Source organism: Pseudooceanicola sp., assembly GCF_029213205.1.
Taxonomy (GTDB): Bacteria; Pseudomonadota; Alphaproteobacteria; order Rhodobacterales; family Rhodobacteraceae; genus Pseudooceanicola.
The window spans coordinates 121,480-133,877 of record NZ_JARGNH010000006.1 but is presented as its reverse complement, the minus strand read 5'-3'; the positions used below and the strand labels follow the sequence as shown (position 1 = coordinate 133,877).

The following is a 12,398-nucleotide window of genomic DNA, read 5'->3' as shown; positions in this document are numbered from 1 at the left end:
AAAGCGCCTGCCCCAAAACCCAGCCGAGCCGCGCCATGCCCGAGATCGACCGTATCATCCCGCCCGCCCTGCAAGGCGTCTATGACAGCTGGCATTTCGCCCCGGCCACAATCGCCAACGGGTTGATCTTTTGTTCCGGCATCATCGGCACCAGCCCCGGCGGCGACACCCCCGATTTCAACCGCCAAAGCGGGTTGAGCGGAGCAGAGGCGGCCACCGCCAGTGCGGAGTCAGGGCTGGAGGATCTGCAAGCCGTCCGCGATCCTGAGGGCCAATTCGCCACCGCCTTCGAAGCGCTGCGCGCCATCCTGCGCGCGGCAGGCGCGGATCTGTGTGATCTGGTCGAGATCACCACCTATCACCTGGATATGGCACGCCATATGGAGGCCTTCGTCAGGGTCAAGGACCGCTACCTGATCGCGCCCTACCCGGCCTGGACCGCCATTGGCGTGGCGGAATTGATCGTGCCCGGCGGTCTGCTGGAAATCCGCGCCGTGGCACGGCACCCGGACGGTCAGGCGACGTAGCCGAGGCGCGCCGCCAATTGCCCAACCGAGGTCCGCACCGCCCCCACCGACACCGGCATCGCGGCGCGAATGGCCTCACGCTCCGGCGCCGCCACCGCCTCAAGCTCGGGCTTGGCGCGGTGCGAGGCCAGATGCCGCGCCTCGCCGGAAAAATGTGCGATCGGCACCTCGTCGGGCACCGCAAAGGCCGCTCGAAAGGCCGATTCATCGGCCAGCAGGGTTTCCATCTGCATGAACGCCGCCCCGGCCTCGACCGCCGCCAGGTTGAACTGGCAGACATGGATCAGCGCATAGGCATAGAGAAGGTTCGGCAGGCTGGCCCGGATCCGCAGGTCATTCAGCGGCTGCAACCCGGCCTTCAGCGCCACCAGCAACATCTGGTCATCGCCGGTCAGCACCTTGGTCAGCGCCCAGGCATAGCAGCTTTCGATCTGCGCCTCGGGGCGGCGCACCAGAAGCCCGTACTGCACCCCCTGCGCCTGACAGGCGGGCAGGAACTGACGCGGGTCGAAATTGGTGTGCAGCGCCACCGGCCGCTGACCGGCGGATTTGGCGGCGACCATGCTGGCGGCAAAACCGGCGGGGGTCTGTGATCCGGCACCAATCGGCACCCCGGTTTCGAAATTCTGCGACCCATGCGTCACCCGATAGCCGGGCAGATCCGCCAGGATGCTGGAAATGGTATGGGTTGCCGCGAACCCGATGGATTCCGCCACGATCATCTGCTGCCTCGCCAACGTGCTGCCCTCATCGCCTGTACCGTGCCGCCTCCGGCCCGATCTTGTATCCTTTCCCTCCATATACGCCAAATATGGTAAATCCGAGGTTTAACTTGCCCCGCCCCGACCTCTCGGGGCTTGACAGACCCTGCCCGACACCCGACCCAAGCGCCATCCCCTCGCAACCGGAGCCGCCCGATGCCCTTTACCCTCGCCACCTGGAATATCAACTCGGTCCGCCTGCGCGAAGCGCTGGTTGCCAAATTGCTGACCGAAGAGGCGCCCGATGTGCTCTGCCTGCAGGAATGCAAAAGCCCGGTCGACAAGATGCCGTTCGAGGCCTTTGCCGCGCTCGGATATCGCCATTTCGTGGCGCGCGGGCAAAAGGGCTATAACGGCGTCGCGATCCTGTCGAAACTGCCGATGGAGGACGCGGGCGATCAGGATTTCGCCGCCCTCGGCCATGCCCGCCACGTTGCCGGTCGGCTGGAGAACGGGGTGACGGTCCACAATTTCTATGTCCCCGCCGGGGGTGACATTCCCGACCGCAGCAAGAACGAGAAGTTCGGGCAAAAACTCGACTACCTGACCGAGATGCGCGACTGGTTCTTTGCCGAAAAACCGGAGAAATCGATCCTCGTCGGCGATCTCAACATCGCCCCGCGCGAAGATGACGTCTGGAACCACAAGCAATTGCTCAAGGTGGTGTCGCATACCCCGGTGGAGGTCGAACAGCTGGCCCAGACCCAGGACGCCGGCGGCTGGGTCGATATCACTCGCCAGGACCTGCCCGAGGGCAGTCTCTATTCCTGGTGGTCTTACCGCAGCCCCGACTGGTCCAACGCCGACAAGGGCCGCCGGTTGGATCACGTCTGGGCCACCCCCGACATCTCCAACGCCGCCCATTCCAGCCGCGTCCTGCGCGCCGCCCGCGGCTGGGAAAAACCCAGCGACCACGCCCCGGTGTTCGCGACGTTTGATTTGTAACGCAGCCAGCCCGCGTGATGCGCCGGGATCGGCAGCGCCGCGCGGTTCAGCCAGACCCATGAAGTTTCCATCGCCTTGCCGATTTTCAACGCGGTTCTCCACCTTCTGCGGGCTTGGAACTCAGGTCCGGCGCGTCCATATAAGAGCAAACCGACAAAAGGACGATTGCCATGCTCGAACTGGGTCAGAACCAAGCCCCCGCCGCCGCCGACCTGATCAAGGATGTCGGCGAAGCCACCTTTATGGCCGATGTGATCGACGCCTCGAACGAGGTGCCGGTGATCGTCGATTTCTGGGCGACCTGGTGCGGCCCGTGCAAAACGCTCGGCCCGATGCTCGAAGCGGCGGTGGTCAAGGCCAAGGGCGCCGTGAAAATGGCCAAGATCGATGTCGATGCCAACCAGCGATTGGCCCAGGCGCTGAGCCAGCAGGGGCTGCCGCTGCAATCGATCCCGACCGTCGTCGCCTTTGTCAAAGGCCGCCCGGTGGACATGTTCCAGGGCGCGGTCCCGGCCAGCGAGATTGACGATTTCATCAAGCGCGCGATCGAGGCGGCAGGCGGCGATGCCAGCGGCGGGCTGGACGAGGCGGTTGCCGCTGCCGAAGACATGCTGAGCGAGGGCGCCGCCGCAGACGCGGCACAGACCTTTGCCGCGATCCTGCAAGAGGATCCGCTGAACGCCGCCGCCTATGGCGGGTTGGTGCGCGCGCATCTGGCGCTGGATCAACTCGATCAGGCCGAGGCGATCCTGAACGGCGCCCCGGCCGAAATCTCGACCGCGCCGGAACTTGAGGCGGCGCATGCCCAGATCGAACTGGCCAAACAGGCCGCCGGAGCCGGGCCGGTCGATGACCTGCGCGCTGCGGTTGCCGCCAATCCTGATGACCTTCAGGCCCGGTTCGACCTGGCCCTGGCGCTGCACGCCCATGGCGAGGTCGCGGCGGCGGTCGATGAATTGCTCGATCTGTTCCGGCGCGACCGGGACTGGAACGACGGCGCCGCCCGGGCGCAGCTGTTCACCATCTTTGACGCGCTGAAACCGCAGGACCCGATTGTGCTGAACGGTCGCCGCAGGCTCAGCTCGATGATATTTGTCTGACGGCTCCGGCGCACTAAATTCGGCTTATGACCAAACCCATCGACCTGCCCGAGGTGATCCCGATGTTCCCGCTGCCCGGCGCGCTGATGCTGCCGCGCTCGCGGCTGCCGTTGCAGCTGTTCGAACCGCGCTATCTGGCGATGTTCGAGGACGTGCTGAAAACCCCGCAGCGGCTGATCGGCATGATCCAGCCCTATGAATGCCCCGACGGGTCGCAAAAGCTGCAAAACATCGGCTGTGCCGGGCGGGTCACCCAGTTTTCGGAAACCGAGGACGGGCGCTATATGATCACCCTCACCGGGATCTCGCGCTTTCGCATCCGGTCCGAAGTGCAGGGCTTTACCCCCTATCGGCGCTGCAAGGTCGATTGGCAGGGGTTCGAACGTGACCTCGGCCCCGGCGACAGCGATCCCGGCTTTGACCGACGGGCGTTTCTGGACCTGCTGGGACGCTACTTCGCTGAGGAAAACCTCGACACCGATTGGGAAACATTGAACGAAGCCGAGGATGAATTGCTGATCAATTCGCTCTCGATGCTGCTGCGCTTTGACCCCGAGGACAAGCAGGCGCTGCTTGAGGCGCCCTCGCTCTGCACCCGCCGCGAAACCCTGACCACATTGATCGAATTCGCCCTGCGCGGCGGACCCGGCAAGGAGATCCTGCAATGAATGAGACCCCCGCCGATAGCGCCCCCGTCGCCCCGGGGTTTGACCGCCGCATGCTCGAAGCGCTGGTCTGCCCGCAGACCCAGGCAACGCTCAGCTATGACCCCGCCGCCGAAGAGCTGATCAGCAAGGCCGCCGGGCTGGCCTATCCGATCCGCAACGGCATCCCGGTGATGCTGGTCAGCGAGGCGCGCCCGATCGACACCTGAGGGCGGGCGCACCCGGCCTGGCCTGCCGCCCGCCGATCGAGCGGCGCGAAAATTCTTGGCCAAGAATTTTGGCCCGGCCTCATTCCGGCAGGCAGACCTCGCCCGCGAACATCGCCCGCGCAGTGCGCAGCAGCAACCCGGCGATCACCAGGAGCAACAGCGCCAACAACGCCAGCCCGGCGATGCGGTGCGGTTCCGATCCGATCAGAGCGGCATAGCGCAGGGTTGCGATGCTCAGCGCAGCCAGAGGAAAGCTGAGCGCCCAGAAGCTGAGCGCAAACGGCAATCGCGCCAGTTTCAGCGCCTGCGTCGCCACCACAAAGCCAAAGAACCAGGCGGTGTTCACAAAGATGCGGGCGACGGCATCGACGCCGCCAGCCAACTGCAGCCAGGCCACAAAGGCCACCGCAGGCGGCGCGATCAGGATCACCAGTGTCGGCTGCAAACGCCCCGGCAACGGGTCGTGAAAGATCATCCGGTTCATCACCAGCGTCAGCAGGATCACCCAGAACACCACGCCGACCGAAAAGAAATACCAGCTCAGCTCGACATAGCCCAGCGACACCCCGGCCAATGGCACCACCACATTGCCCACCGCCGGGATAAACCAGGCCGGGCTCAGCGCCCCGTGCTGGAACGACCGGGTGCCGATCCAGCTGGCCACCACCGTCAGGGTCAGCACGAACTGCCCCACCGCGCCCAAGACCCAGAGCACATGCGCCGAGGCCAGCCCGCGGCCATGGGCGATGGCCGCCAGCAGCAGCAGCGAGATCGAGATCGCCGGGAAAAAGGCCAGCCGCACCGGATGATGCCATTCGGCCCACACCGCGCCGGGGTAGCGGGCGAGTTTCAGCAGATAGGCGGCGGCAATCGCGACAAAGGCCAGGACGGTCGCACCCGCCGCGAGTCCGGACAGGGTACCGGTCAGGCCCAGCGCCTGTTCACCCGCGTGCAGGGCCAGCGCCAGACCGGCCAGCCCCATCGACACCGCGAAAAAGCTGATCGGGTAATGTTCCAGGGATGAGATCGGGACGGGTTGGTCGGTTTCGGTCATCGCAGAGGCTCCGCTTGCGCCGGTCAGGCCCGGCCAAGTTACATTCAGTAATCCGCATATCACACCGAACCCGGGGATGCGATGGCCCAAATGGCCGGGCGCCGCACTATTCGATGGCCGCGATGGCGAAAAGCGACACCCCCCTGCGCCAACCTTGCCTCGGGGCCGACAAACAGCGTTCGGTTCGCCCAGGCCCAGTCCGGCGCCCCGGTTGCCAGCCATGCGGTTCGGCGCATCGAGCAGTCGGATGGGTCCACCACCTCACCCGCCGCCAGCCGCGCCATCACCTCGGGCGGGCCAAAGGGCTTTCAACTCAAAGGCAAAACGGATGTCCAGATCGGCGGTGCCGTCGGGAAAGATCATCGGCCAATCCGCGCCGAGGTTCAGGATCCGGCCGGAACTCCCCGGGCGGGCAGCTGCGGGCCGCTCACGCCAGCCCCAGCAGCCTTGCGGCGTTGTTCTTGATGATATCCGGGCGGACCTCGTCCTTGATCGCGATCTGGTCGAACGCCCCCAGCCATCGCTCGGGCGAGATCATTGGCCAATCGGACCCGAACAGCACCTTCTTTTTCAGGATCGAATTACAGTAGCGCACCAGGATTTCAGGGAAATACTTCGGCGACCAGCCAGACAGGTCGATATAGACATTCGGCTTGTGCTGGGCGACCGACAGCGCCTCTTCCTGCCAGGGAAAGGACGGGTGGGCGAGGATGATCTTCAGATCCGGGAAATCCACCGCCACGTCGTCGATCACCATCGGGTTGGAGTATTTCAGCCGCATCCCGTTGCCGCCCGGCATGCCCGATCCGACCCCGGTCTGCCCGGTGTGAAAGAGCGCGATGCAGCCCTCCTCCTCCAGCGCCTCGTAGAGCGGATAGGCCATGCGGTCGTTGGGCCAGAACCCCTGCATGGTCGGGTGGAACTTGAACCCCTTGATCTTGTACTCGCGGATCAACCGGCGCGCCTCGCGCACGCCCATCTTGCCCTTCCACGGGTCTATGCTCGCAAACTGGATCAGAACGTCGCTGTGCGCGGCCACCTGTTCGGCGACCTCGTCGTTGGAATAGCGCCGATAGCCGGTCTCGCGCTCGGCATCGACCGGAAAGATCACCGCGGCGATGTTCTGTTCGCGGTAATGGGCGGCGGTTTCCGCGATCGTCGGCGGATGTTTCCAGGGCGCGCCGAAATAGCTGGCCATGGTCGATTGCAGATCGTCATAGCCGTCATCGGCATGACAGCCGCAGGGTTCTTCGGCATGGGTGTGGATATCAATGGCGCGGACTTTGGACAGATCGACCATGGGGCCTCCTCAGACGATGATCACCGCCGGGTCGGACCGGTCGGCGGAATACAGACGTTGAACCAGCGCGGCGCGGCGGGTCAGGATCTTGCGGTTGTTCAGATTGCCCTTGGCGGTCATCTCGTGATCGGCCAGTGACGGCGGTTCGGCCAGGATCAGGGCGCGGGTGACACGGTTGGACGATCCGGTCGCGCCCTCGGCCAGCGCCGCCAGCCGGGTGCGAATCTCGGCGACCAGAGCCGGATCATCGACCACGCCCCCCTCGGGGCCATTCACCGGTCGGACCGGCACGATCAACACCCCAACCTCGCCCCTATCATGGCCGGTGACCACGGCATCGGCGGCAATGCCGTCCAATGCCTTGAGCACCCCGTTGCGCACATTGGCGGCGCGCACCCAGGTGCCGGAGGTCAGCTTGAAATCCTCGCAAATCCGGCCATCGAAGCGCAGGCCCCGGTCCGGATCGGCGGGATCGGCGAATTTCACCGCATCGCCGGAAATCAGATAGCCCTCGCTGTCAAAGGCCTCGGTGGTTTTCTCTTCGTCCCGGTAATAGCCTGTCATCACATTCGGGCCTTTGACCCGCAATTCGAACCGGTCGCCGTCCTCGGGGATCAGCTTGATCGTGACGCCGGGCACCGGGGTGCCGACAATGCCGGATTCCGACACCGGCTCATGCACCAGAAGGCAGGCCGGTGCGGTTTCGGTCATCCCCCAGGACGACACCATCAGCAGCACCCGGCCAATCTCGTCCCGGGCCATCGCCTCAAGTCCCGACCAGATGTCTTGCGGCAGCGACGCCCCAGCGTAGAAAAAGAAATCCAGCCCATCAAAGAAATCGCGGCGCAGATCATCATCACCGCGCAGCGCCTCAAGCACCCGGGCATAGCCGATCGGCACATTGAAGCTGAGCGACCCGGTGCGCATCTTGAGGTTTTCCAGGGTGCGGGGAAACAGCGCCTCGGTCGGCTTGCCGTCATCGATATAGAGCGCGCCGCCATTGGCCAGCATCATGTTGAAATTATGCGAGCCGCCAAAGACATGGTTCCAGGGCAGCCAGTCGACAATGCGGTGCGGGCGCTGTTTCAACAGCGGGAAACAGGCGGCGAGCTGTTCCTGATTGACGCACAGCATCCGATGGGTTGTCGGCACCCCCTTGGGATGGCTGGTCGAGCCTGAGGTGAACAGGATCTTGGCCAGCGTATCCGGCCCGACTCCGGCGCGGGCGGCATCGACGCCCGCATCACCATGCGCATAGGCCTCGGCCATCGCGGTAACCGCGCGCGGCGCGCCTGCGGGGTCAGAGGCCAGAACCGGCACCGCCTGTGCCGCCGCCAGCATCAGGCCGTGGCCATAGCGGGCCGCGTCATCGACAAACAGCAACCTCGGCTGCACCAGGTCGAGCACATGGCCCAGCCGGTCATGGGCGCCGGGGATCAGGGTGTATTGTTCGGCCACGGCGGCCGAGACCAGCCCGATATATTGCGCGGCCAGCGCCAGCAGCCCGTGATCGACGCCATTGCCCGACAGTATCGCAACGACATCGCCGGGGCGCAGCCCCTGCGCCAGCAGCCAGCCTGCCAGACTGCGCACCCTGGTGCGGGCCTCGGCATAGCCAATCTCGCGCCAGCCTTCGCCATCGCGTTCGGCGAGGAACACCGCCTCGGGGGTCTCGGCCGCCCAATGGTCCAGCCAGTCGCCACTGCAATTTGCCACCGGGCCCAACAGCAGCGGGCTGGTCAGCAGCAGAGTGCCATCGGCGCGGGTTTCAACCAGCATCCGTTGCGGAACGAGTGCGCCGGTTTTCCTCATGATCCGTCAACGCCTCCGTCCAGTTTGCGCAGCAGGTCCATCAAGTCCCCGCGCTCCTTGTCATTCAGCGGCGCCAGCATTTCGGCCTCGTGCCGGTGCAGCGCCTCGGTCGCCTGATCGCACAGGCGCCGCCCCGCCGCCGTGGCGCGCAATGCATAGGCGCGTCGGTCATGTTCGACCCGACGCCGTTCGATCAGATCGGCCTGTTCCAACGCATCGACAATCACCACCGTGTTCGAGCGTTCCATCGACAGCGCCTCGGCCAGCTGGCTTTGCCGCAGGTCGGGCATGTCACAGACAATCGCCAGCGCCGAATAGGTGGTGATCCGCAGCCCCAGATCTTCAAGCACCCGCGCCGCATCCGATTGCAGCCGGTGATAGGCGCGTTTCAGCGAATAGCTGGTCAATTGCCGCAGACGGCGATCCGGCGCCCCGAGCCGGGTTGGCACAGAGGCAAAGGCGCGCGGCATCTCAGCGGAACTCGGGCGGGCGCTTTTCCAGAAAGGCGCGCAGCCCCTCTTCGGCATCCGCACTGGTCTGGGCGATGGCCGCGGACAGGCTTTCGGTGAACAGCCCGTCGGCGCGGCTCATATCCGAAATCCGCGAGATCGCGTGGATCATGATGTAATTCGACAGGCTGGCGTTCTGGGCGATCTTGCCGGCCAGGTCGAGCGCCAGCTCAAACGCCTCGCCCTCGCCCACCGCGTAATGGCACAGGCCCAGCCGCAGCCCCTCCTCGGCGCCGTATTTGCGGCCCGTCAGCATCATCTCGGTCATCCGGTCAGCCCCGAGGATGCGCCCGACACGGACGCTCGCACCGCCGCCGACAAAGATGCCGCGCCGCCCCTCGGGCAGTTGAAAGATGGTCGAGGGTTCGGCGATCCGGACATGGGTGGCGCTGGCCAGCTCCAGTCCGCCGCCAATCGCCGCGCCAAAGATGGCGCTGACGACCGGCAGGCCGGAATACTGGATCCGGTCCATCACCGCATGCCAGCCGCGCGAATGCCGGAGCGTGCCCTCGGCATCGCGCGCCACATGTTCCGAGAGGTCGAGCCCCGAACAATAATGCCCGGCGGTGCCGGTCAGGATCACCGCCTTGACGCCTTCGGGCGGGGCGGAAAAGAACCCGTCCAGCGCCGCCAGCAGCCCGTCGGACATCGCGTTGCGCTTGTCCGGACGGTTCATCGTCAGAATGGCAATCCGGTCGCGGATCTCGATTTTCAGAACAACACTCATGGCTTACCTCGGTGGCAGGCGCACGGCGCCGTCAAGACGGATCACCGACCCGTTCAACATCTTGTTGCGGATGATCTGTTCAACCAGCAGCGCGTAATCCTCGGCATCACCAAAGCGGGGCGGGAAGGGAATATTCGCTTCGATCCCGCGCTGCACCTCTTCGGGCAGACCGGCGGCCATGGCGGTGGCGAACAGCCCCGGCGCAATCGCCATCACCCGGATCCCCGACCGCGCGGTTTCACGCGCGACCGGCAGCGACAGCGACGCGATCCCGCCCTTGGAGGCGGCATAGGCCGCCTGACCCAGCTGGCCATCCTGATAAGCGACGGAGGAGGTGTTGATGACCACGCCGCGTTCGCCATCCGCGCCCAGCGGATCCAGCGCCGCCATGCCGCGCACCGCATTCGACAGCACGATATAAGAGCCGATCAGATTGACCTCGATGGTGCGCCGAAACGCGTCGATGGCCAGCTTGCCGTCGCGGTTCACCACCCGGGCGGCGGTGCCGACCCCGGCGCAATTGACCGCGACACGCGGCATCGACCCGGCCCAATCGGCGAATTTCTCGAACGCCGCCTCGACCTGATCCTCGTCCGACACATTCACATACAGCGCGATGCCGCCGATTTCCTCGGCCACTGCGGCCGCGCCTTCGGCGTTGAAGTCCAAGACCCCAACCTTGGCACCGAGCGCCGCCAGATGCCGCGACGTCGCCGCCCCCAGACCGCTGCCACCGCCGGTGACCAGTGCCGTGATACCTTTAATGTCCATTATCTACTCCCATCCTGCGCCATAATTGTCATGCGCGATAACCATTTACGCGCGGATCGCTCCGCACCGACTCGAGCCTAGTGAAAGGCACGCAACAACACCAATGTGATCCCCGGGAACGCCACCAGCAAGACCACCCGGACAACATCCGATGCGACGAAATACATCACCGCGCCATAGGTCTTGGAAATCGGGGTTTCGCGATCCATCGAGTTGATCACGAACAGGTTCATTCCCACCGGTGGGGTGATCAATCCGACCTCGACGACGATCAGCACGATGATCCCGAACCAGATGGCGAATTCCTCGGGGTTCAGGCCGAAATCCAGCGTCGACACGATCGGGAAAAAGATCGGGATGGTCAGCAGGATCATCGACAGGCTGTCCATCAGGCAACCAAAGATCAGGTAGAGCACCAGAATGATCGACAGCACGGCCCAGGGGCTGAGGCCCTGTTCAACCACCCAGCGGCTCAGCTCTTGCGGCACCTGGGTCTGGGCCAGAAAACCGTTGTAAAAGGCCGCGCCCAGAACGATGAAAAAGATCATCGCGGTGCTGCGAGCGGTGGCATAGAAACTGTTCAGCCAGGCCCGGCCCCGCAGACCGCCATTCAGGAACGCGATCAGCCCGGTGCCAAAGGCCCCGATGGCGGCGCCCTCGGTCGGGGTGAACCAGCCCATATAGATCCCGCCGACCACGGTGAGGAACACCATCAGGACCGGCCAGACATCGATCAGCGCCCGCAAGCGTTCGGCCATCGGCAGCGCCGGTTTGGTGCCCGCACTGTTCGGATTCAGCCGCACATAGATCGAGATGGTGATCATATAGCCGATGGCGGCCAGGATGCCGGGAATGAAGGCAGCCAGGAACAGCTTGGCAATGTTCTGTTCGGTCAAGATCGCATAGATCACCAGGATCACCGAGGGCGGGATCAGAATGCCAAGGGTACCGCCCGCGGCCAGGGTGGCGGTGGAAAAGCCGCCGGAATAGCCATAGCGGCGCAGTTCCGGCAGGGCGACCTGGCCCATCGTGGCGGCGGTGGCCAGCGAGCTGCCGCAGATCGCGCCAAAGCCGGCACAGGCCCCCACCGCAGCCATGGCGACGCCGCCCTTGCGGTGGCCGAGAAAGCTTTCAGCCGCCTTGAACAGCGCCTGCGACATCCCCCCCAACGTCGCGAATTGCCCCATCAGCAGGAACATCGGCACGATCGACAGCGAATAGCTGGAAAACGTCGAATAGGTTTGCGTTTTCATCTTGGCCAGAGGCACCAGGGTGCCATCGGTCAGCAGCACCAGCCCGCCAAAACCGACGCTGAACATCGCCAGCCCGATCGGCATCCGCAGAAAGATCAGCGTCAGCAGCAGCGGAAAGGAATAGAGCCCGATTTCAAAATTGCTCAATGCCCGGCCCCCCCGGCCGCCTGCAGTATGATCCGGCCGGTCACCACTTCCAGCGCGCGTGCAATCGCCACATAGACCCCGATCAGTGCGGCGACGGCGGCCCCAAAGAAGCTGGCGCCATAGGCCCACCAGATCGGGAATTGCAGCAGCATGGTGGTTTCGCCATAGCGCATCTTGGCCGCCATCCCGGCATAGAGCCGCCAGGCGATCGTGATCAGCACCGCCGCAAACAGCAGCTCCCAGATCAGGGTCAGCACCCGGTTGGTCCGTTCCGACAGGCCCGAAGTAAAGATATCCACCGAGGCATGCCCGCCGCTGACCTGCGCCAATGGCATGAAGGCGAAGATGGCAAAGGCGATGCAGGCCTCGACGAGTTCGAAATCGCCCGCCACCGGGCCGATACCAGTCGCCAGCAGCGTCGTGGCCAAATCGCCGGCCACGGCCTCGATCCAGCCGGAATGCAGGATGGTGTTGATCAACCGGCCCAAAACGGAAACGCAGGTCAGCAGGATCAGGGCAGACAGAACAATGCCACCCAATACGGCCATCCCGCGGGCCAAGCCGATTGCAAGCCTGTGCATCGCCAACCCCTTGCAAGAGAGGGCAGCGGCGCCACGA

Annotated in this window: 15 protein-coding genes; 5 read left to right on the top strand and 10 right to left on the bottom strand. The window is 64.7% G+C overall.

Annotated features, from left to right (window positions below):
- Positions 1 to 35 precede the first annotated feature (35 nt).
- Positions 36 to 527, top strand: coding sequence for a RidA family protein (locus P1U48_RS07180; protein ID WP_301068257.1), 492 nt, complete (start codon positions 36 to 38; stop codon positions 525 to 527).
- Here the strand turns inward: P1U48_RS07180 and P1U48_RS07175 are convergent.
- On the bottom strand, positions 515 to 1,249 hold the full coding sequence (locus tag P1U48_RS07175) for a hypothetical protein (RefSeq protein ID WP_301068256.1): 735 nt from the start codon (positions 1,247 to 1,249) through the stop codon (positions 515 to 517). The two genes, P1U48_RS07180 and P1U48_RS07175, sit on opposite strands and share 13 nt — an antisense overlap.
- Before the next feature lie 195 nt (positions 1,250 to 1,444).
- Between P1U48_RS07175 and P1U48_RS07170 the strand changes: the two genes are divergently transcribed.
- The 4 genes from P1U48_RS07170 to P1U48_RS07155 all read left to right on the top strand — a co-directional run bounded on the left by P1U48_RS07170 (position 1,445) and on the right by P1U48_RS07155 (position 4,207).
- Complete coding sequence (locus tag P1U48_RS07170; RefSeq protein WP_301068255.1) at positions 1,445 to 2,233, top strand: exodeoxyribonuclease III; 789 nt, start codon at positions 1,445 to 1,447, stop codon at positions 2,231 to 2,233.
- Positions 2,234 to 2,403: 170 nt separating this feature from the next.
- The gene (locus P1U48_RS07165) at positions 2,404 to 3,333 is read left to right on the top strand and encodes a tetratricopeptide repeat protein (RefSeq protein ID WP_301068254.1); all 930 of its coding nucleotides are present in this window, start codon (positions 2,404 to 2,406) and stop codon (positions 3,331 to 3,333) included.
- A 26-nt stretch (positions 3,334 to 3,359) separates the two neighbouring features.
- Positions 3,360 to 4,001 (top strand): LON peptidase substrate-binding domain-containing protein, encoded by a 642-nt coding sequence (locus P1U48_RS07160; RefSeq protein WP_301068253.1) that lies wholly within the window; start codon positions 3,360 to 3,362, stop codon positions 3,999 to 4,001.
- Entirely contained in the window at positions 3,998 to 4,207 is a 210-nt protein-coding gene (locus P1U48_RS07155; RefSeq protein ID WP_301068252.1) for a Trm112 family protein, read from the top strand. The genes P1U48_RS07160 and P1U48_RS07155 overlap by 4 nt, the downstream gene beginning before the upstream one ends.
- A 79-nt stretch (positions 4,208 to 4,286) precedes the next feature.
- Here P1U48_RS07155 and P1U48_RS07150 read toward each other — a convergent pair whose 3' ends face one another.
- From P1U48_RS07150 to P1U48_RS07115, 9 genes are all read right to left on the bottom strand, one after another.
- Positions 4,287 to 5,261, bottom strand: a complete 975-nt coding sequence (locus P1U48_RS07150) for an SLAC1 anion channel family protein (protein WP_301068251.1) — start codon at positions 5,259 to 5,261, stop codon at positions 4,287 to 4,289.
- Positions 5,262 to 5,320: 59 nt separating this feature from the next.
- Complete coding sequence (locus P1U48_RS18180) at positions 5,321 to 5,545, bottom strand: hypothetical protein (protein ID WP_366142869.1); 225 nt, start codon at positions 5,543 to 5,545, stop codon at positions 5,321 to 5,323.
- Positions 5,546 to 5,688: 143 nt separating this feature from the next.
- On the bottom strand, positions 5,689 to 6,561 hold the full coding sequence (locus P1U48_RS07145) for an amidohydrolase family protein (RefSeq protein ID WP_301068250.1): 873 nt from the start codon (positions 6,559 to 6,561) through the stop codon (positions 5,689 to 5,691).
- Between the two features lie 9 nt (positions 6,562 to 6,570).
- Positions 6,571 to 8,373, bottom strand: coding sequence for an AMP-binding protein (locus P1U48_RS07140; RefSeq protein ID WP_301068249.1), 1,803 nt, complete (start codon positions 8,371 to 8,373; stop codon positions 6,571 to 6,573).
- Positions 8,370 to 8,843, bottom strand: a complete 474-nt coding sequence (locus tag P1U48_RS07135; protein ID WP_301068248.1) for a MarR family transcriptional regulator — start codon at positions 8,841 to 8,843, stop codon at positions 8,370 to 8,372. Before P1U48_RS07135 ends, P1U48_RS07140 begins: the two co-directional genes overlap by 4 nt.
- Before the next feature lies 1 nt (position 8,844).
- The gene (locus tag P1U48_RS07130; RefSeq protein WP_301068247.1) at positions 8,845 to 9,609 is read right to left on the bottom strand and encodes a crotonase/enoyl-CoA hydratase family protein; all 765 of its coding nucleotides are present in this window, start codon (positions 9,607 to 9,609) and stop codon (positions 8,845 to 8,847) included.
- Positions 9,610 to 9,612: 3 nt separating this feature from the next.
- The gene (locus P1U48_RS07125; protein ID WP_301068246.1) at positions 9,613 to 10,380 is read right to left on the bottom strand and encodes an SDR family NAD(P)-dependent oxidoreductase; all 768 of its coding nucleotides are present in this window, start codon (positions 10,378 to 10,380) and stop codon (positions 9,613 to 9,615) included.
- Between the two features lie 77 nt (positions 10,381 to 10,457).
- Entirely contained in the window at positions 10,458 to 11,780 is a 1,323-nt protein-coding gene (locus P1U48_RS07120; RefSeq protein ID WP_301068245.1) for a TRAP transporter large permease, read from the bottom strand.
- The gene (locus P1U48_RS07115; protein WP_301068244.1) at positions 11,777 to 12,361 is read right to left on the bottom strand and encodes a TRAP transporter small permease; all 585 of its coding nucleotides are present in this window, start codon (positions 12,359 to 12,361) and stop codon (positions 11,777 to 11,779) included. Before P1U48_RS07115 ends, P1U48_RS07120 begins: the two co-directional genes overlap by 4 nt.
- Positions 12,362 to 12,398: the final 37 nt, after the last annotated feature.

What these genes read in the sequence shown, in the direction of transcription:
- P1U48_RS07180 (WP_301068257.1), top strand. Translation starts at nt 36, where the DNA reads ATGCCCGAGATCGACCGTATCATCCCGCCCGCCCTGCAAGGCGTCTAT.
- P1U48_RS07175 (WP_301068256.1), bottom strand. Translation starts at nt 1,249, where the DNA reads ATGATCGTGGCGGAATCCATCGGGTTCGCGGCAACCCATACCATTTCC.
- P1U48_RS07170 (WP_301068255.1), top strand. Translation starts at nt 1,445, where the DNA reads ATGCCCTTTACCCTCGCCACCTGGAATATCAACTCGGTCCGCCTGCGC.
- P1U48_RS07165 (WP_301068254.1), top strand. Translation starts at nt 2,404, where the DNA reads ATGCTCGAACTGGGTCAGAACCAAGCCCCCGCCGCCGCCGACCTGATC.
- P1U48_RS07160 (WP_301068253.1), top strand. Translation starts at nt 3,360, where the DNA reads ATGACCAAACCCATCGACCTGCCCGAGGTGATCCCGATGTTCCCGCTG.
- P1U48_RS07155 (WP_301068252.1), top strand. Translation starts at nt 3,998, where the DNA reads ATGAATGAGACCCCCGCCGATAGCGCCCCCGTCGCCCCGGGGTTTGAC.
- P1U48_RS07150 (WP_301068251.1), bottom strand. Translation starts at nt 5,261, where the DNA reads ATGACCGAAACCGACCAACCCGTCCCGATCTCATCCCTGGAACATTAC.
- P1U48_RS18180 (WP_366142869.1), bottom strand. Translation starts at nt 5,545, where the DNA reads ATGGCGCGGCTGGCGGCGGGTGAGGTGGTGGACCCATCCGACTGCTCG.
- P1U48_RS07145 (WP_301068250.1), bottom strand. Translation starts at nt 6,561, where the DNA reads ATGGTCGATCTGTCCAAAGTCCGCGCCATTGATATCCACACCCATGCC.
- P1U48_RS07140 (WP_301068249.1), bottom strand. Translation starts at nt 8,373, where the DNA reads ATGAGGAAAACCGGCGCACTCGTTCCGCAACGGATGCTGGTTGAAACC.
- P1U48_RS07135 (WP_301068248.1), bottom strand. Translation starts at nt 8,843, where the DNA reads ATGCCGCGCGCCTTTGCCTCTGTGCCAACCCGGCTCGGGGCGCCGGAT.
- P1U48_RS07130 (WP_301068247.1), bottom strand. Translation starts at nt 9,609, where the DNA reads ATGAGTGTTGTTCTGAAAATCGAGATCCGCGACCGGATTGCCATTCTG.
- P1U48_RS07125 (WP_301068246.1), bottom strand. Translation starts at nt 10,380, where the DNA reads ATGGACATTAAAGGTATCACGGCACTGGTCACCGGCGGTGGCAGCGGT.
- P1U48_RS07115 (WP_301068244.1), bottom strand. Translation starts at nt 12,361, where the DNA reads ATGCACAGGCTTGCAATCGGCTTGGCCCGCGGGATGGCCGTATTGGGT.